This is a genomic window from Brevundimonas sp. GW821-FHT12E07 (assembly GCF_058807035.1).
The window spans coordinates 240,478-258,196 of the sequence record NZ_JBXAQH010000001.1; the positions used below are offsets into that span (position 1 = coordinate 240,478).

The following is a 17,719-nucleotide window of genomic DNA, read 5'->3' on the forward strand; positions in this document are numbered from 1 at the left end:
ATCCTCGACATGAGTGCATGCCGATATCTGCGCCTAATCGTTTGGGCGAACCAGTCCTAGATTGCCTTCACCGAAATCAGAGAGGGACCGTCCGGACGGCGCCCTCTTCGCCTGCTGGAGCGCCCCCCATGAAGACCATCGGTTACGCCGCCCATTCGACCACCGCGGCCCTGGAGCCCTGGACCTTCGACCGCCGCGACCTGCGCGCCAACGACGTGCAGATGGAAATCCTCTACTGCGGCGTCTGCCACTCGGACCTGCACCAGTCGCGCAATGACTGGGGCTGGTCGTCCTATCCGGTGGTGCCGGGTCACGAGATCGTCGGCGTGGTCACCGCCGTCGGCGCCGAGGTGAAGAAGTACAAGGAAGGCGACCGCGTCGCCGTCGGCTGTATGGTGGACAGCTGCCAGCACTGCGACCAGTGCGACAAGGGCGAGGAGCAGCTCTGCCGCCACGGCAACACCCAGACCTATAACGGCCGTGACCGGGTGACCGGCGACCCGACCTACGGCGGCTATTCCAAGCATCTGGTGGTGCGCGAGGAGTTCGTGCTGTCGGTGCCGGACAGCCTCGACATCGCCAAGGCCGCGCCCCTGCTCTGCGCCGGCATCACCACCTGGTCGCCGCTCAAGACCTGGGGCGTCAAGGAAGGCACCCGCGTCGGGGTCATCGGTCTGGGCGGTCTGGGCCACATGGCGGTCAAGCTGGCCGCCGGTCTGGGCGCCCATGTCGTGGTCCTGAGCCGCAGCGCCGACAAGGAGGCCGATGCGAAGGAGCTGGGCGCCCATGAGCTGCTGGTGTCCTCGGACAAGGCGGCGATGAAGGCCGCGGCCAACAGCCTCGACCTGATCATTGACACCGTGCCGGTCGAGCATGAGCTGAACCCTTATCTGCCGCTGCTGGATGTCGACGGCACCATCGTCCTGGTCGGCCAGCTGGGCCCGATCCCGAACATGTCTAGCCTGCCCCTGCTGCTGGGCCGCCGCCGCATCTCGGGCTCGCCCATCGGCGGCATCCGCGAGACCCAGGAGATGCTCGACTTCTGCGGCGAGAAGGGAATCCTGCCCGACGTCGAGATGATCCGCATGGACGAGATCAACCACGCCTTCGAGCGGATGGAGAAGTCCGACGTCCGCTACCGCTTCGTCATCGACATGGCGTCGCTGGAAGCCCCGGCCGCCGAGGCGGCCTGATCAAGACAGCGTAGTGGGGCGGCGATGCTCGCCGCCCGTCTCGTCTTCCCCCACGAGCCCGTCTGACCGTCCAGCGCGACAGAGCGATCCCGGCTGCCTTCGGCCCGGCGGACTGACATCAAGACAGGAGCTTCCGATGAAGATGCGTACCCTTGGAAATGCGGACCTCGAGGTCTCCGCCCTCGGTCTGGGCTGTATGGGCCTGAGCGCCGCCTATGGGCCGGCGACGGAGACGACGGAGGCTGTGTCGCTGATCCGCGACGCCTTCGATCTAGGCGTGACCTTCTTCGATACGGCCGAGGCCTATGGGCCGTTCGTCAATGAGACGGTGGTGGGCGAGGCGCTGGAGCCGATCCGCGACAAGGTCGTGATCGCGACCAAGTTCGGCTTCGACATCGATCAGACGACCGGCGCCCGCCGCGGTGGGACGAACAGCCGGCCCGAGCATATCGTGGCGGTGGTCGAGGCCATGCTGAAGCGGCTGAGGACCGACCGGATCGATCTTCTGTATCAGCACCGGGTCGATCCGGCCGTGCCGATGGAAGACGTCGCGGGCGCCGTGAAGGGGCTGATCGAGGCCGGCAAGGTGCTGCATTTCGGCCTGTCGGAGGCCAGCCTGGAGTCCATCCGCCGCGCCCATGCGGTGCAGCCGGTGACGGCGCTGCAGAACGAATATTCGCTGTGGACGCGGGATGTGGAGAGCAACGGGGTGCTCGATCTGTGCGAACAGCTCGGCATCGGCTTCGTGCCCTTCAGCCCCCTGGGCGCCGGCTTCCTGACCGGGAAGATTGACGCCGAGACGGCCTTCGCGCCCGGCGATTTCCGCTCCATCTCGCCGCGCTTCACCGCCGAGGCCCGGGCGGCCAATACGGCCCTGGTCGATCTGCTGAAGGCGACGGCGGAAAGCCACGGCGTGACCCCGGCGCAGATCGCCCTGGCCTGGCTGCTGGCGAGGAAGCCGTGGATCGTGCCGATTCCGGGGACCACCAAACTGCACAGGCTGAAGGAAAACCTCGGCGCGGCGGAGGTCGAACTGACCGCCGAGGACCTGACCGCCATCGGCGCCGCCGCCGCGCAAATCGACATCCAGGGCGCGCGCCTGCCCGAGGCCGTGCTGGCAATGACCAACCGTTGATCGGAGATCGACATGACTGACATCGCAAAACGCAAACTCGGAAACCTGGAGGTCTCCGCCCTCGGTCTCGGCTGTATGGGGCTGAGCTTCGGCTATGGGGCCGCGACGGAGACCAAGGAGGCCGTCGCCCTGATCCGGGCCGCGGTGGAGAAGGGGGTGACCTTCTTCGACACGGCCGAGGTCTATGGGCCGTTCGTCAATGAGACCGTGGTCGGCGAGGCCCTCAAGCCGTTCCGCGATCAGGTCGTCATCGCGACCAAATTCGGCTTCGCCCTCGACTCCGAGAGGGGGCCGTTGGGCGGGCTCAACAGCCGTCCGGACCATATCCGAAAGGCCGTCGAGGGTTCGCTGTCGCGGCTGGGGATCGAGACCATCGACCTGCTTTATCAGCACCGCGTCGATCCGGAGGTTCCGATCGAGGATGTGGCGGGCGCCGTCCGCGACCTGATCGCCGAGGGCAAGGTCAAGGCGTTGGGCCTGTCCGAGGCGGGCGTCCAGACCATCCGCCGCGCCCACGCCGTCCAGCCGGTCGCCGCGTTGCAGAGCGAATATTCCCTGTGGTGGCGCGAGCCGGAGGCGGAGATCATGCCGACGCTGGCGGAGCTGGGCATCGGCTTCGTGCCGTTCAGTCCTCTGGGCAAGGGCTTCCTGACGGGGGCGATCAAGGCTGACGAGACCTTCGACAAGGGCGATTTCCGCAGCAGCCTGCCCCGGTTCCAGGCTGAAAGCCGCGACGCCAACCAGGCCCTGCTCGGCATCATCGAGGCCTTCGCGAAGCAAAAGGGCGCCACCCCGGCCCAGGTCGCCCTGGCCTGGCTGCTGGCCCAGTCGCCGTCGATCGTGCCGATTCCGGGCACGACCAAACTGCATCGGCTGGAGGAAAACCTCGGGGCCGTCGCCGTTGAACTGACGGCTGAGGACGTGGAGGCCCTGAATACGGCCTCGGCGACGCTGCAGGTGACCGGTGACCGCTATGCGCCGGCCCAGCAGAAGATGATCGACCGTTGATTCCAGCCTGAGGGGAGGCGGTTCCGGAAACCCGTCCTATATGGGCGAGATGACCCAAAGAACCGCCTCCTGCGACTGCGGACAGCTCAGCATCACCGTCGAGGGAGAGCCTCGCGGGGTGGGGGTCTGCCATTGCCTGTCGTGCCAGCGGCGGACGGGCAGCGTCTTCGCGACCCTGGCGGGCTTTCGCGGCGCCTGGTCGATGAGCGGACGGGCCACCGAATATGTGCGGACCGGGGATCAGGGGGCGAAGTTCCGCTTCCGCTTCTGCCCGGTCTGCGGCTCCAACGTCTTCCATACGGAGGAGGGGTTCGAGGACCGGTCGGTGAGCATCTCCGTCGGGGCCTTCGCCGACCCGAACTTCCCGCCGCCGTCCGACAGTGTCTACGACAGCCGTCGCCATCCGTGGGTGGGTCTGCCGGAAACGGTGCAGGTCTGGGACAAGGATCCGGACTGAGACGGGTCCGGACGAAATCCTGTCGGAGCCTCCCGCAGGTTGAATACGCCCTGCGACCTTGCGGCGGCCTTGAACCAAGGGCACGGCTCAGCTATTGCGACCCATTCTCAGATTTGCGTCCTCCCCGACGCCGTTGAAAGTCGCGCCCATGTTCCGTTCCGTCCTCCTCGCCTCCTGCTGTGTCTTCGCCGTTTCAGGTCAGGCCATGGCCCAGACCACGCAGGCGCAGGACACGACGGAGCTGGAAGAGGTCATCGTCACCGGCTCGCAGGTCACCCTGACCTCGCCCTATGCCGGGGGTCAGGTGGCGCGCGGCGGCCGGGTCGGCCTGTTCGGTTCGCTGGGCGCGATGGACACCCCCTTCGCCACGACCAGCTACACCGAGGAGCTGTCGCGCAACCAGCAGAGCCGCAGCGTCGGCGACGTGCTGCAGAACGATCCGGCCGTGCGGGTGTCCAAGGGCTTCGGCAATTTCCAGGAGCTGTACGTCATTCGCGGCTTCCCGGTCTATTCGGACGACATGACCTATAACGGTCTCTACGGCATCCTGCCGCGCCAGTTCGTGGCGTCGGAGTTCCTGGAGCGGGTCGAGGTCTTCCACGGCGCGACCGCCTTCCTGAACGGCGCGGCCCCCGGCGGCTCGGGCGTCGGCGGCGCCTTCAACCTGACGCCCAAGCGGGCCGGGAACGATCCCCTGACGCGGCTGACGGCCGGGGTCGAGGGCGGCGGCGAGCTCTATCTGGCCGGCGATGTCGCCCGCCGCTTCGGCGCCGACAATGAATACGGCGCGCGCCTGAACCTCGTGCGTCGCGACGGCGAGAGCACGGTGGACGGTGAGGACCGCCAGCTGACGGCGATCGGCCTGGGTCTGGACCGTCGCGGCGAGCGTGCCCGCTTCTCGGCCGACATCGGCTGGCAGGACCACCATATCGACGCCCCGCGTCCGACCGTGACGCCCTCGGGCGCCGTTCCGGCCGCGCCCTCGGCCGACGTCAACTACGCCCAGCCCTGGACCTATACGGATGAGGAGCAGGTCTTCGGCGTGGCGCGTGGCGAGTTCGACCTGACCGACAGCGTGACCGCCTGGGCGGCCTTCGGCGGCCGTCAGGGCAAGGAGGCCAATGTCCTGGCCAATCCGAACGTCGACGCGGCCGGCAATCTGACCGCCTACCGCTTCGACAATACGCGTGAGGACACCGTCTGGTCGGGCGACGTCGGCATCCGCGCCGATCTGACCACGGGTTCGGTGGGGCACCGGATCGTGGCCTCGGCCTCGCAGGTGCAGTCCAAGTCGAGGAACGCCTATGCCTTCTCCAGCTTCGCGGGCTTCTCGGCCGGGACCCTGTCGAACCCGGTCGCCGTCGCCCAGCCGGCGGCCAACTTCTTCATCGGCGGCGACCTGTCGAACCCCAATGTGACCGAGCGGGTCGACAACTCCAGCCTGGCCATCGCCGACATGCTGTCCTTGCTGGACGGCAAGCTGCTGGTCACGGCGGGCGTCCGCTACCAGAAGATCGAGACCAAGACCTACGACTACAATACCGGCGCAGGCCTCTCGTCCTATGACGGCGACGCGACCACCCCGGCCTTCGCCGTGGTCTGGAAGCCGATCGATCGGGTCTCGCTCTACGCCAACTATGCCGAGGCGCTGATCCCCGGGAAGACCGCCCCGGCCGTGGTCAACGGCGTGACCGTCTCCAACGCGGGCGAGGTGCTGGACCCGTTCGTCGGCGAGCAGTTCGAGGTCGGCGCCAAATATGACGCCGGGACCTTCGGCGGTTCGATCAGCCTGTTCCGCACCACGCTTCAGACCGAACTCTTCACCCTGACCAGCGCGACGACGGGGGTCTATTCCTCCGGCGGCGAGCAGGAGAACCAGGGCGTCGAGCTGAGCGTCTTCGGCGAGCCGGTCGCGGGCCTGCGCCTGCTGGGCGGCCTGACCTGGCTGGACGCCGAGGTCGAGGGCGGCGCCCGTCCGATCGGGGTCCCGGACTTCCAGGGCAACGTCAATGTCGAGTGGGACGTGCCGCAGCTGGCCGGCCTGACGCTGGAAGGCCGCGCGGTCTACACCGGCGAGCAGGAGGTCAATGCGGCCAACACCGTCCAGCTGGATAGCTGGACCCGGTTCGATGCGGGCGTCCGCTATGAGACGCGCGTCGCCGACCAGCCGGTGACCTTCCGGGCCCGGGTCGAGAATCTGGCCGACAAGGATCAGTGGGTCGCCGTCGGCGGCTATCCGGGCGCCAACTATCTGACGCTGGGCGCGCCGCGCACCCTGCGGGTCTCGATCTCGACGGACTTCTGAGGCGGATGACGCCCGGCACGATCCGCGCCTGGTCCTGGGTTCACAAATGGTCGAGCCTCGTCTCGACCGTCTTTCTGCTGATGCTGTGCCTGACCGGCCTGCCGCTGGTCTTCACCCATGAGCTGAACCATCTGCTGCTCGACCAGAGCTGGCAGGCGGCTGAGCCCAATGCGCCGAAGAAGAGCCTCGACGAGGTTCTGGCCACGGCGCTGGCGCGGGAGCCGGGCGACGTGCCCGCCTTCATGAGCTTCGACGAGGACCGGCCAGTGGTGAACGTCACCAGCCGCCCCGCCGCCGGTCCCGCGACCGCCTTCCACTTCCAGCCGATCGACCAGACGACGGGCGATCCCGCCCCGCCGGTCGCGGGCCACCCGCTGCTGGAGTTCCTGCTGCAGCTGCATACGGACATGTTCCTGGGTCTGCCCGGGATGCTGTTTCTGGGGGCCATGGGCCTGTTGCTGATCGCGGCGGTGGTGTCGGGGGTGGTCCTTTATGCCCCCTTCATGCGCCGACTGCCGTTCGGGACCCTGAGGCTGGAGAAGGCGGCGCGGACCCGCTGGCTGGACTGGCACAATCTGCTGGGCATCGTGACGGTGGCCTGGGTGACGGTGGTCGGGCTGACGGGGGTGATCAACACGCTCGCCACGCCGATCCTGGCCGTCTGGAAGAATACGGCGCTGAAGGAACTGACGGCGGAGTACGCTGCCCCGGTCGCGACCGGCGAGCGGGCCTCGCTGGATCAGGCGGTGGCGCGGGCGAAACAGGCCCTGCCAGGCAAGACCCTGCAGTTCGTGGCCTTCCCCGGCACCGACTATTCGACCGATCACCACTATGCCGTCTTCTTCCACGGCGACACGCCGCTGACTGCCCATCTGACCACGCCCGCCCTGATCGATGTGCGGACCGGCGAGCTGGCGGCCGTGGCCCCGACGCCCTGGTATGTGAAGGCGCTGAGCCTGTCGCAGCCCCTGCATTTCGGCGACTACGGCGGACTGGGGCTGAAGATCGTCTGGGGCCTGCTGGACCTCGCGACGATCATTATCCTCGGCTCGGGCCTCTACCTCTGGCTCGCGAAGAAGAGGAAGCGGGCATGAAGCGCGGGAAGGATCTTACGGCGTGGGCCGTGTTCGGCGTTCCGCTGATCCTCGGCGTCCTGGCCCTGATCGGGCTGGTGGGAGCGCTGCTGGAGAACGGCCTGTGGGACGGGCTGGGCGCGGCCCTGCTGGCGACCTCGGCGGTCGCCGTCGTCTGGGCCCGGTTCCGTCGCCGATAGACCCTAGTGGGCGGCCGTCGCCGAACGGGGCACGGAGAAGATGATCACCCCCTCGAACTCGCCGACGCGGCGGCCGACCGAGGTGACACGCGGGTCGCGCACGGACTCGCGCGGACAGGCCAGAAGCTGGGCGCTATCATCGAACAGTTCGGAGGTCTTGTAAGTCTCGCCCAGCAGCCAGCAGGGGCCGCCCGGCTGCGGATAGCCGCGCTCGACCACCTTCAGACGGTCGGACAGGTCGCCATAGGCCCGGGGCTGGGTCGGGATTGTCGTGCAGGCGGCCAGCAGGGCGGCGAGGCCGAGGGTTCCGATGGCGATGAGGCGGCGCATGACGGGTCTCCGACAGACAGTGAAGCTACGAACCCACCCTGCCGGACCGCAGGTTGTTCGTCGAGTGACGAATGGGCGACGGGAGGGGCGAATTGTCCCGGGACGGCGTGGGCAACGCTTCCGCGCCTGTGACGTTCGACTCCGCGTTCCACAAGGGGAGACGACCATGGCGACGCGACCGACCTGGCATGGACATCTGAAGCTGTCGCTGGTGACCTGTCCGGTGGGGCTCTATACGGCGACGGCGTCGAACGCCCACGTCAGCTTCAACCTGATCAATCCGGAGACGAACAACCGCATCCGCATGGTGCCGACCGATCCCGACACGGGCCCGGTCGAACGCGCCGATCTGGTCAAGGGCTATGAGGTCTCGAAGGACGAATACGTCCTGTTCGACGATACCGATTTCGACAAGGTCAAGCTGGAGACGACCCACACCATCTCGATCGACAGTTTCGTCGACGAGGCCGACATCGACCGGCTGTACTGGGATGATCCCTTCTTCGTCGTGCCCGAGAAGGGCGTCGGCGCCGAGGCCTTCGCCGTCATCCGTGACGCCATGAAGGAAGCGGGCAAGGTGGCGATCGGCAGTCTGGTTCTGCGCGGCCGCGAGCGTCAGCTGGCGCTGGAGGTGCGGGGCAAGGGACTGGTCGCCTGGTCCCTGCGCGCCCACGACGAGGTCCGTGACGCCGACGACTATTTCGACGACATCCCGGCGGTGAAGCCCGACAAGGACATGGTCGAGATCGCCACCCGGATCATCGCCCAGAAGGAGGCGGACTTCGATCCGACGACCTTCAAGGACCGCTACGACGACGCCCTGCGCGACATGATCAAGGCCAAGCAGAAGGGCGGCAAGGGTCTGGTCGAGGTCGAACAGCCGGACGACACCAATGTCGTGGACCTGATGGCGGCGCTGCGGAACAGCCTCAAGGGCTCGGCCTCGGCCAAGCCGCCGGCGAAGAAGGCGGCGCCGAAAAAGGCGCCTGTAAAAAAGACGGCCGCGAAGAAGAAGGCGGCGTGAGTTTAGCCGCTGGGTCCCCGCCTGCGCGGGGATGAGCGGGATCGTTAGAGGCCCATCTTCTTCAGCGCCGGTTTCAGGCTGACCGCGCCGTCGCGGAAGTCCGCCCACGGATCGGCCTTTCTGAGCAGGGCCGGGGCCGTGCGGATGTTGAAGGCCTTGGGATCCAGCCCCGATTTCACCTGACCCCAGCTGAGGGGGAAGGCGATGCCGGCGCCCGGGCGGGCGCGCGGCGACCAAGGGGCCACGGCCGTCGCCATCCGGCCGTTCCTCAGATAGTCGAGGAAGATCTTCCCGCCCCGCGCCTTCTTGGCGAGGGTGGTGGTGAAGCGGTCGGGATCGTCGAGGCGGATGGCCTCCGACACGGCCTTGGCGAAGGCCTTGTTCTGCTCCCAGCTGATCTTGGAGCGGGCGTCGGTCCGGATGGGCACGACGACGTGCAGACCCTTGCCGCCGGTCGTCTTGACGAAGGGGTTGAGGCCGAGGCTTTCGAGTTTGGCCTTCACGACTTTCGAGGCCGAGATCACGTCGCCGAAGTCGAGGCCGACGTCGGGGTCGAGGTCGAAGGTGATCTGTTCGGGCGTCTCCGGATCGCCGGGCGCGCAGCCCCAGGGGTGCAGCTCCAGCCCGCCCGACTGGCCGATGGCGACCAGACCGCCGACGTCGACGACGGCGACATAGGGTTTGCGCTCATGGACGTCGATCAGCTTCAGCCGGGGGTTGGAGCCGGGCATGGCGTGGCGCTGGAAGAACTGCTCGCCCTCGATCCCCTCGGGTGCCCGGATGATCGAGGTCGGCCGGTCGGCGACATGGGGCAGGAGGCGTTCGGCGACGGTCTCGTAGTAGGCGACGAGGTCGGCCTTTGTGATCGCATCCTCGCCGTCATGGGCGGGCCAGAGGATCTTGTCGGGGTGGGAGATGGTGATCCCGGCGATGACGAGTTTGCCGGGCTTCGCGGCCGTCGCGACCTTCGCCGGCGCCTGGGGCTTCGTATCGACCTCGGGCGCGGTCTTGTCGTCGCGCAGGCCCTTGAAGGCGGCCTGTCTCAGCGAGCCGCTATCGGTATAGCCGCCGTGTTCGATCTCTGCGACGAGGACGGGCTTGAGCCAATGGATGGTCTCTTCGCCGGTCTTCCTCGGCGCGGGACCGGCGAAGGGGCTGTGGTCGGCGGCGGCCTTTTTCAGCGCGGGCAGCAGGGTCTTCAGCAGGGGCTCGCCGTATCCCGTGCCGACACGGCCGAGCGGACGCAGGCCCTTCTTGTCGTGGACGCCGACGATCAGGGAACGGAACCGCTCGCCTCCGGACGCGCCGTCCGATGTCCAGCCGCCGATGACCACCTCGTCGCGGCCCCGGCACTTCGACTTGACCCAGCTGGTCGAGCGCCCGGCGTGATAGGGGGCGTCCAGCCGTTTGGAGATGACACCTTCGAGGTCCATCCGGCAGGCGCTTTCCAGGACCGCCTTGCCGCTGGAGGCGAAGTGATCGACGTAGCGGATGCGCTTCGCCGCCGCCTTCGGGATCCGGTTCAGATACGCCTGCAGCCGCGCCTTGCGCTGCGACAGGGGCAGGGTGCGCAGATCCTCGCCGCCCTCGAACAACAGGTCGAAGGCGAAATAGATCAGGCCGCCGGTGTCGCCGTCCGAAATGGCCGCCTGCAGGGCCGAGAAGTCCGGGCTGGCGTCCTCGGTCAGGGCGCAGAGCTCGCCGTCGATCACGGCGTCGGGCCATTTCGCGGCGTCGGCGGCGTGTTCGGGGAAGCGGTCGGTCCAGTCGAGACCCTTGCGGGTGCGCAGCGTCGCCCGGCCGCCGCCGGTCGCGACCTGCAGCCGATAGCCGTCGAACTTGATTTCATGCGCCCAGCCGGCGGCCGAGGGCGGATAGTCCACGATCTTGCACAGCTGGATCGGGACGAAGGCGTGCGGCTTCTTCGCGGTCGAGGTCTGGGCCTTCGTCGCCTTCGGCTTGGGCGGCGCCTTGCGGCCGGTGGGCTTGGACGAGGTCCACTGTTTCTTGCCGTCGGCGATCTCGGCCATGGTCCGGCCGGTCGTGACCGAGGCGTCGATCTCCATATTGGCGTCGCCCTCGCCATCGACGGCGTATTCGTCCTTCTCCTTGATCAGCAGCCAGTTATTCCGTTTGGACGGCTTGCCGCGATCGGACTTCAGCCGGATCAGGGCCCATTTGCCCTTCAGCCGTTCGCCGTCGATCAGCATCTTGATCTGTCCGCGCTTGAAGGCGGCCTCCAGATCCGGCTCCTGCGGCGTCCAGCTCCCCGTGTCCCACATCTGCACCGTGCCGGCCCCGTAATTGCCGCCGGGAATGGTCCCCTCGAAGGAGCCATAGTCGAGCGGATGATCCTCGACCTCGACGGCGAGGCGCTTCACATGCGGATCCCGCGACGGCGCCTTGGTCACCGCCCAGGACTTGAGCACCCCGTCCGCCTCGATGCGGAAATCATAGTGCAGCCGCGTCGCGGCGTGGCGCTGGATCAGATAGCGGCCGCCGGTCGTGCCCGACTTCGCCTGCTTCCCCTTCGGCTCCGGCGTCGCCCCGAAATTCCGCTTCGCCTGATAGGTCTTCAGCTCGCCCAGCATGATCGTCTCCGCCGCGTCCGAACGGCAACGTTTGGCGTCCCATCGCGATCCCCTCTCCCGGCCTTCGCCGGGATGAGCGGTGGAAAGACAGCCGTCATCGCCCTCACGCGCCACTGCGCTGAAGTGCGGGGGCCTTGGCGGAGCGACGGGCCTTCGCCCGGGACCGATAGGGTATGTGAGTTTCGGCAAAGACAGATCGCTCCGCACGGACGGTTTTCGACTGCGCCGAGGGCCTGGCTTCGCTCTTAACGAACGCCCCGTCTGCGCGCCGTGGGCGGCGGAGGCGACGACCTCCTGCCGGACCGGTACGGGTACTCCTCCCCGCCCCTGAGCCTTCCGGACTTGCACCGGCTCGACTTCGCGTCCCCGTCGGCGTCTCCGCCTCTAGGTCGCGCCCACTCCCTCCGTTCCCGCCGCCGCTTCGGATCGCCGGCCGAGCGAGCCCCCTGACGACAGGACACGAGCATTATAGGCGGGTTTTCGGGTGTGCTTGGTCGATTGGGGTGCGGAGGGCGGAAACCCGGGAAATCGTTGGGATTGGCGATGGGAATTAGGCGGGCCAGCATCTTCGATGCAGCAGGCTAGGCTATAAGTTCTGCGTAGTGCCGCCGCAGAACGAGATCGTTTTCAGAGCGACGTCCCTCAGCAACGTTCCTCAGCATTTCAAGCAAATCTTCATCTGAAAGAGCAATTATATAGTGACCACGATGCATCGCAGAATCCCTGCATCGTTGAATGAAGGCTGCTCGATTCTCAAATGAACGGCAGCATAAGAGACCGAGATTTCCTCTAACGAGAGAAAATCGACCCTCGAGCTGGTCCAATTCCGGATTCGCTATGTCCTTAGAGTAATTTTTGCATTCAACCGGAATCATAATTGATCTAGTTTGGTTAGACTGAAGGGCGGTTAGGAAAAACCCTTCCGTAGCGCCATTTGTGTAGGAAATATCTATCCTCTTTCGGCCCTGATCTATCTCATGTTCCTTGACCGGTCTTATGAGAGATGGGTACAGAAGAAATGTGATCACGCCCATGCAAAAGGAATGATACTGACCTGCGGCGGCGTTTCCTGTTTGTATTAGTGGAAGTCTAGCGGCCAATTCTCTAGCGTAAGCATACTCATCAAAATCTTTGTCTATTTCGTCTGATTCAAGTACACCTTTCGCTCCGGCTATATCTTTGTATTGTTTCAGTACTTCTGGGTGCTGCTGGGCAAAATCGGCGAGGTAAGGTTTGGACTTGGGGTGGGTTCCTTTGAGGTCTTTCTTTGTAAATGGCCTCAAAACTTCTTCGCCAGATTTAAGTACGCGAACCAATCCTTGTCCCGCGTTCAGGTATTCCTGCTGGAGGAATCCAAGCATGTAGTGGTTGTAAAATTCCTGAGAATTTAGCGTCAAGGAACGACGAACCGAGAATTTTGGAACCAAAATTACTGGAGAACCGCCAACAACTAACGTTCTTCGTGGACCTTGGACCCAATCCTCGCGATTTGGGTCCCATACGGGATCGAGTGCCACGCCGTCAGTAAGTGGCATGCCCCACAATTGGGCCTGTTCTTGGGTGTATGCGAGAAGCGGACCTCTAATGATGTTGATGGTCAGGTCCGAAATTTTGTCAGAGCCGATCCCTTCGATGAATAGTTCAGTCTCAGCGAGTTCTGAAAGCAATCCGGTCTTCACAGCCTGACTGGACCGCAGCGCATCGACGAGCTGCGCAGCCTGATCTCGTCCAATGCCACGACCTTGGGGGCGACCTCTCGACATCCCCAAAAATGTCTCGCCCGCCTCATGAAGATGAGAGCAAAGATGAGTTGCTCTCGCCTCCTCACCTTTTCGTAGCGCGCTAATCAACGAGTTGAAGAAGGAGCGTAGATGCAGGGTACATTCCGCTGACCAAGCGTCATCGCGGATGTCGATCGCATATGGGTCGACAAACAGACGTGTGTCTTCGTCGGTATCTATATCGACAAAATCGAGTTCAGCTTGGCGATTGTGGATGCCAGCCCAGGCAGAAATACGCATCGTATCGCTCCAGCTTAAGGAGGAATTCACGTAACGCGATTCTTTGGGGCCTACATCTATCCTTAAGTGTGCAAAAACCCCCGGCTGGTTCCAGCCGGGGGTTCTTTTCGTTCAGCCGGTAGGCGTGGACTAGAAGTCCATGCCGCCCATGCCGCCCATGCCGCCGCCCATGTCGGGGGCGCCGGCGCCGCCCTTCTTGGGAGCGTCAGCGACGGCGGCTTCGGTGGTGATCAGGATGCCGGCCACGGAGGCGGCGTCCTGCAGGGCCGTGCGGACCACCTTGGCGGGGTCGATGACGCCCATGGCGACCAGGTCGCCGTACTCTTCCGTCTGGGCGTTGAAGCCGAAGGTGGGGCTGTCGTTTTCCAGCACCTTGCCGACCACGATCGAGCCTTCGACGCCGGCGTTTTCCGAGATCTGACGGATCGGAGCCTGCAGGGCGCGACGGATGATGGCGATGCCGGCCGTCTGGTCGGCGTTGTCGCCGGTGACGCCCGTCAGGATCTTCGAGGCCTTCAGCAGGGCGATGCCGCCGCCGGGAACGATGCCTTCGTCAGCCGCGGCGCGCGTGGCGTTGAGGGCGTCGTCGACGCGGTCCTTCTTTTCCTTCACCTCGACTTCGGTCGAGCCGCCGACGCGGAGAACCGCGACGCCGCCGGCCAGCTTGGCCAGACGTTCCTGCAGCTTTTCCTTGTCGTAGTCCGAGGTCGTGGCTTCGATCTGGGCCTTGATCTGGGCGACGCGGGCTTCGATGTCGGCCTTTTCACCCACGCCTTCGACGACGGTGGTGTCGTCCTTGGTGATGGTGACCTTCTTGGCGCGGCCGAGCATGTCGAGGGTGACGTTCTCGAGCTTGATGCCCAGGTCTTCCGAGATGACCTGGCCGCCGGTCAGGACGGCGATGTCTTCCAGCATGGCCTTGCGGCGGTCGCCGAAGCCCGGAGCCTTGACGGCGGCGACGCGCAGGCCGCCCCGCAGCTTGTTGACGACCAGGGTGGCCAGGGCTTCGCCCTCGATGTCCTCGGCGATGATCAGCAGCGGGCGACCCGACTGGACCACGGCTTCCAGGATCGGGAGCATGGCTTGCAGCGACGACAGCTTCTTCTCGAACAGCAGGATGAGCGGCTCCTCGAGTTGAACCTCCATCTTGTCGGCGTTGGTGATGAAGTAGGGCGACAGGTAGCCGCGGTCGAACTGCATGCCCTCGACGATGTCGACGGTGGTTTCGGCGGTCTTGGCTTCCTCGACGGTGATGACGCCGTCGTTGCCGACCTTGGCCATGGCTTCGGCGATCAGGGTGCCGACTTCAACGTCGCCGTTGGCCGAGATGGTGCCGACCTGGGCGATTTCCGAGTTGTTGGAAACCGGCTTGGAGTTGGACTTGATCTCTTCGAGGACGGCAGTGACCGCCTTGTCGATGCCGCGCTTCAGATCCATCGGGTTCATGCCGGCGGCGACGGCCTTGAGGCCTTCCTGCACGATGGCCTGGGCCAGGACGGTGGCGGTGGTGGTGCCGTCGCCCGCCTTGTCGTTCGTCTTCGAAGCGACTTCGCGGATCATCTGGGCGCCCATGTTCTCGAAGGCGTCTTCCAGCTCGATCTCTTTAGCGACCGAAACGCCGTCCTTGGTCGAGCGCGGGGCGCCGAAGGACTTCTGGATCACGACGTTGCGGCCCTTGGGACCCAGGGTCACCTTGACGGCGTTGGCGAGGACGTTGACGCCGCGCAGCATCTTGTCGCGCGCGTCGGTGTTGAACTGTACGATCTTGGCAGCCATTGAGGCAGCTCCTTATCTATTGTTTTCGAAGAAGAAGGTCGTCGACGCGGGTGCTTAGGACAGCACGCCCAGGACGTCGGATTCCTTCATGATGATCAGGTCTTCGCCTTCCAGCTTGACCTCGGTGCCCGACCACTTGCCGAACAGGATGCGGTCGCCGGCTTTCAGCTCGAGAGCGTTGACCTTGCCGGACTCGTCACGGACGCCCGGACCGACGGCGACGACTTCGCCTTCCTGCGGCTTTTCCTTGGCGGTGTCGGGGATGATGATCCCGCCCTTGGTCTTGGATTCTTCTTCAACGCGCTTGACCAGCACGCGATCGCCGAGAGGACGAAACGCCATCTGCATATTCTCCGGAGTGAGACTTCTAATGTTTCCTCGGTAGCGCTCCGGACCGGCGTTTTGGCAGCCGGCGCCTGAGAGTGCTAACGCGCCGTGCAAGTAGGGGTGGGCCGGCGGCGGGTCAAGGCACGGTTCCGCGACAGCGTTAAAGAATGAGCGGCTTTCGAAGGCGGATTGACGCAATGTACTTTGCAACATAAAGAACATTGCAGACGGCGATTGGCGCCGCCCACATTCGGGACGAACGACAATGAAAGCCTCTCTGATCGCTATCGCCGCTGCCGCGGCCGCCACCCTCGCCGCCGGCTCGGCCCTGGCCGGGGACGTCACCGTGACCCTGACCGGCGTCCAGGCGCGCGGCGGCGAACTGCTGGTCGGGCTGCAGACGCAAGGGCAGTTCCTGCAGCACGCCGGCGCCTACGGCCAGATCCTCGAAAACCCGACGGCGGGGACCAAGACCATCGTGCTGCACAATGTCGCGCCCGGCGACTATTCGATCACGGCCCTGCACGACGCCGACGGCAACAAGGATATGTCGATGGTCAACGGCCGTCCCGGCGAGGGCTGGGGCATGCTGCACGGCGAGACCCTGCGCGCCGCCCCGACCTTCGATCAGGTCAAGTTCACGGTCCCGGCCTCGGGCGATGTGAACCTGACGGTGGCGATGGACTACCCGGCCCAATAGCCGGGTGTGGCCCGGCGTAGGCTGCGCCGGGTCTTTACGAGGAAGAGGCGGCCTTATCCCAGGCCGCCTCGACCGTCAGGCGGAACAGGCTGCGGCTGCGGTTGAAGGCGCGCTGGGACTGGACCGTCTCGCTCGCGCTTCCCGCCCGCGACAGGGCGGCCTGACCGGCGGGGCGCAGGACGTCCAGCGCGTCGCCGGGCCGGTCGGCTTTCAGCAGGACGCGGGAGAAGTCCTCGGCCCGTTCGGTGGCCTGGGGGTGGCCGGGCGGCATGCGGCGGCGGGCCAGATCGATGCCCTGACGGAACCAGGGCTCCGACGCCGAGGGGCCTTCAACGGCGGCGACGGCGCCGGCCAGGGCGTTGACCGTCCAGCCGATGGCCGGGTGCTCGGGTCCGATGGTCCGGGCCAGACTTTCATACGACTTGCGCAGCAGGGGCAGGGCCTCGGCCTGTCTGCCTTGCGCCTGCAGATCGCCTGCGAGGTTCCCGATCGTGAAGCCGGTGTTGCGGGTCTCGCGGCCTTCGTGGGCGCGGATGTCGATCACAGCCTGACGTAGCAGGGGCTCGGCCTCGGCATAGCGGCCCTGACGGTCGAGGTTCCAGCCGAGGTTGGCGTTGATCACCGAGGTCTCGAACGGATCATCGGCGGCAACCTGAAGCCCCCGGCGATAGAGGGCCTCGCCCTGCGCATAGAGCTGCTGGCTGGTGCGGACCTGACCCAGGGTGTTGATGGCCTCGGCCAGACCGGGGCGGCCGTAGTCGCCCTGAAGCTCGAAGGCGGCGATGGCGGCGTCCAGGGCGGCGGCGGCCTCGTCGTAGCGGCCCTGGGCGTCCAGGGCGAGGGCCAGCTGCTGCAGGGGATTGCCGTCGTCGGGATCGCGGACGGCGACGGCCTGACGCAGGTCGACCAGCCCGCCCTCGAAATCTCCGGCCTCGGATTTCAGGCGGCCGCGCGTGGTCAGGGTCCAGGTCTTCATCGCATTCGAGCCGCCGTTGTCGGCGAGGGCCACGGCCCGCTCGGCCCAGGGCAGGCCCTGTTCGGGGCGGACGCGGGTCGACCAGGTCAGGGCGACGCCGGCGGCGGCCTCGGCGGCGTCGTCGATATGGCGAGGACTGGTTTCATAGAGGGTCAGGGCGGTGCGCCAGGCGGCCTCGGACTGGTCGGGCTTGGTGGTGTCGAGCGCCCGGGCTTCCAGCTTCCACAGGTCGGCGAGGTCGACGCCGCCGCCGCCGAGGGCGCGCGAGCGTTCGGCGATGGCCTGACGCCTGACCGCCGCCGCCTCGTCCAGCCGGCCGGCGGCGGTCAGGACGACGCTGAGGTTGAAGGCGTCGGTGGCGGCGGCGACCGAGCGCCAGCCGCGCGCCTTGCGGTGGCCCATCCAGGCCGAACGGTAGGCCGCGATGGCGGTGGGCCAGTCGTTCGCCGAGTGGGCAGCGGAGGCGGTCTTCACAGCGGCGTCGGCCTGGGCCTGGACGGCGGCGCGGTCGGGGTTTCCGGCGAGCGCGGGCGAGGCCGCGAGCGCGACCATGACTGCCAGAACTGCCCCGATCCCCTTCATGGCCTCATCCTGAACCCGAAC

General features: G+C 66.1%; 15 protein-coding genes. 9 read left to right on the forward strand and 6 right to left on the reverse strand.

Annotation, left to right across the window (positions count from 1 at the left end; all coding sequences use genetic code 11):
- The first annotated feature begins 128 nt into the window (after nt 1-128).
- The 7 genes from AC1ROD_RS01200 to AC1ROD_RS01230 all read left to right on the forward strand — a co-directional run bounded on the left by AC1ROD_RS01200 (nt 129) and on the right by AC1ROD_RS01230 (nt 7,371).
- The gene (locus AC1ROD_RS01200; protein WP_492946441.1) at nt 129-1,193 is read left to right on the forward strand and encodes an NAD(P)-dependent alcohol dehydrogenase; all 1,065 of its coding nucleotides are present in this window, start codon (nt 129-131) and stop codon (nt 1,191-1,193) included.
- A gap of 136 nt (nt 1,194-1,329) precedes the next feature.
- On the forward strand, nt 1,330-2,328 hold the full coding sequence (locus AC1ROD_RS01205) for an aldo/keto reductase (RefSeq protein WP_492946442.1): 999 nt from the start codon (nt 1,330-1,332) through the stop codon (nt 2,326-2,328).
- A gap of 21 nt (nt 2,329-2,349) precedes the next feature.
- Nucleotides 2,350-3,336 carry an aldo/keto reductase gene (locus AC1ROD_RS01210; protein ID WP_492947715.1) on the forward strand — a complete coding sequence of 329 codons (987 nt, stop codon included), beginning with the start codon at nt 2,350-2,352 and terminating at the stop codon, nt 3,334-3,336.
- Nucleotides 3,337-3,385: 49 nt separating this feature from the next.
- Nucleotides 3,386-3,793, forward strand: coding sequence for a GFA family protein (locus AC1ROD_RS01215; RefSeq protein WP_492946443.1), 408 nt, complete (start codon nt 3,386-3,388; stop codon nt 3,791-3,793).
- Nucleotides 3,794-3,941: 148 nt separating this feature from the next.
- Nucleotides 3,942-6,098 carry a TonB-dependent receptor gene (locus AC1ROD_RS01220; RefSeq protein ID WP_492946444.1) on the forward strand — a complete coding sequence of 719 codons (2,157 nt, stop codon included), beginning with the start codon at nt 3,942-3,944 and terminating at the stop codon, nt 6,096-6,098.
- Nucleotides 6,008-7,192 (forward strand): PepSY-associated TM helix domain-containing protein, encoded by a 1,185-nt coding sequence (locus tag AC1ROD_RS01225; protein ID WP_492946445.1) that lies wholly within the window; start codon nt 6,008-6,010, stop codon nt 7,190-7,192. Before AC1ROD_RS01220 ends, AC1ROD_RS01225 begins: the two co-directional genes overlap by 91 nt.
- Nucleotides 7,189-7,371: a hypothetical protein gene (locus AC1ROD_RS01230; protein ID WP_492946446.1), complete on the forward strand. Its 183-nt coding sequence runs from the start codon at nt 7,189-7,191 to the stop codon at nt 7,369-7,371. Before AC1ROD_RS01225 ends, AC1ROD_RS01230 begins: the two co-directional genes overlap by 4 nt.
- A gap of 3 nt (nt 7,372-7,374) precedes the next feature.
- Here the strand turns inward: AC1ROD_RS01230 and AC1ROD_RS01235 are convergent, their stop codons facing one another.
- Nucleotides 7,375-7,701, reverse strand: coding sequence for a hypothetical protein (locus AC1ROD_RS01235; RefSeq protein WP_492946447.1), 327 nt, complete (start codon nt 7,699-7,701; stop codon nt 7,375-7,377).
- Nucleotides 7,702-7,867: 166 nt separating this feature from the next.
- Here AC1ROD_RS01235 and ku point away from each other — a divergent pair, with 166 nt between their 5' ends.
- Nucleotides 7,868-8,725 carry a non-homologous end joining protein Ku gene (ku, locus tag AC1ROD_RS01240; RefSeq protein ID WP_492946448.1) on the forward strand — a complete coding sequence of 286 codons (858 nt, stop codon included), beginning with the start codon at nt 7,868-7,870 and terminating at the stop codon, nt 8,723-8,725.
- 44 nt (nt 8,726-8,769) lie between these two features.
- Here the strand turns inward: ku and ligD are convergent, their stop codons facing one another.
- The 4 genes from ligD to groES form a co-directional block, all read right to left on the reverse strand.
- The gene (gene ligD / locus AC1ROD_RS01245) at nt 8,770-11,316 is read right to left on the reverse strand and encodes a DNA ligase D (protein ID WP_492946449.1); all 2,547 of its coding nucleotides are present in this window, start codon (nt 11,314-11,316) and stop codon (nt 8,770-8,772) included.
- Between the two features lie 581 nt (nt 11,317-11,897).
- Nucleotides 11,898-13,337: a DUF8370 family protein gene (locus tag AC1ROD_RS01250; protein ID WP_492946450.1), complete on the reverse strand. Its 1,440-nt coding sequence runs from the start codon at nt 13,335-13,337 to the stop codon at nt 11,898-11,900.
- A gap of 129 nt (nt 13,338-13,466) precedes the next feature.
- Nucleotides 13,467-15,113 (reverse strand): chaperonin GroEL, encoded by a 1,647-nt coding sequence (groL, locus tag AC1ROD_RS01255; protein ID WP_492946451.1) that lies wholly within the window; start codon nt 15,111-15,113, stop codon nt 13,467-13,469.
- A gap of 54 nt (nt 15,114-15,167) precedes the next feature.
- Nucleotides 15,168-15,455 carry a co-chaperone GroES gene (gene groES / locus AC1ROD_RS01260; RefSeq protein WP_492946452.1) on the reverse strand — a complete coding sequence of 96 codons (288 nt, stop codon included), beginning with the start codon at nt 15,453-15,455 and terminating at the stop codon, nt 15,168-15,170.
- Between the two features lie 250 nt (nt 15,456-15,705).
- On the opposite strand from groES, the gene AC1ROD_RS01265 reads away from it, so the two are divergent.
- On the forward strand, nt 15,706-16,140 hold the full coding sequence (locus tag AC1ROD_RS01265; RefSeq protein WP_492946453.1) for a DUF2141 domain-containing protein: 435 nt from the start codon (nt 15,706-15,708) through the stop codon (nt 16,138-16,140).
- A 34-nt stretch (nt 16,141-16,174) separates the two neighbouring features.
- Here the strand turns inward: AC1ROD_RS01265 and AC1ROD_RS01270 are convergent, their stop codons facing one another.
- Nucleotides 16,175-17,698 (reverse strand): tetratricopeptide repeat protein, encoded by a 1,524-nt coding sequence (locus AC1ROD_RS01270; protein ID WP_492946454.1) that lies wholly within the window; start codon nt 17,696-17,698, stop codon nt 16,175-16,177.
- Nucleotides 17,699-17,719 lie beyond the last annotated feature (21 nt).

Excerpts from the sequence above, each read along its gene's own strand:
- AC1ROD_RS01200 (WP_492946441.1), top strand. The coding sequence starts at position 129 with ATGAAGACCATCGGTTACGCCGCCCATTCGACCACCGCGGCCCTGGAG.
- AC1ROD_RS01230 (WP_492946446.1), top strand. The coding sequence starts at position 7,189 with ATGAAGCGCGGGAAGGATCTTACGGCGTGGGCCGTGTTCGGCGTTCCG.
- AC1ROD_RS01235 (WP_492946447.1), bottom strand. The coding sequence starts at position 7,701 with ATGCGCCGCCTCATCGCCATCGGAACCCTCGGCCTCGCCGCCCTGCTG.
- AC1ROD_RS01270 (WP_492946454.1), bottom strand. The coding sequence starts at position 17,698 with ATGAAGGGGATCGGGGCAGTTCTGGCAGTCATGGTCGCGCTCGCGGCC.
- AC1ROD_RS01220 (WP_492946444.1), top strand. The coding sequence starts at position 3,942 with ATGTTCCGTTCCGTCCTCCTCGCCTCCTGCTGTGTCTTCGCCGTTTCA.
- AC1ROD_RS01215 (WP_492946443.1), top strand. The coding sequence starts at position 3,386 with ATGACCCAAAGAACCGCCTCCTGCGACTGCGGACAGCTCAGCATCACC.
- groES (WP_492946452.1), bottom strand. The coding sequence starts at position 15,455 with ATGGCGTTTCGTCCTCTCGGCGATCGCGTGCTGGTCAAGCGCGTTGAA.
- ligD (WP_492946449.1), bottom strand. The coding sequence starts at position 11,316 with ATGCTGGGCGAGCTGAAGACCTATCAGGCGAAGCGGAATTTCGGGGCG.
- groL (WP_492946451.1), bottom strand. The coding sequence starts at position 15,113 with ATGGCTGCCAAGATCGTACAGTTCAACACCGACGCGCGCGACAAGATG.
- AC1ROD_RS01265 (WP_492946453.1), top strand. The coding sequence starts at position 15,706 with ATGAAAGCCTCTCTGATCGCTATCGCCGCTGCCGCGGCCGCCACCCTC.
- AC1ROD_RS01205 (WP_492946442.1), top strand. The coding sequence starts at position 1,330 with ATGAAGATGCGTACCCTTGGAAATGCGGACCTCGAGGTCTCCGCCCTC.
- ku (WP_492946448.1), top strand. The coding sequence starts at position 7,868 with ATGGCGACGCGACCGACCTGGCATGGACATCTGAAGCTGTCGCTGGTG.
- AC1ROD_RS01250 (WP_492946450.1), bottom strand. The coding sequence starts at position 13,337 with ATGCGTATTTCTGCCTGGGCTGGCATCCACAATCGCCAAGCTGAACTC.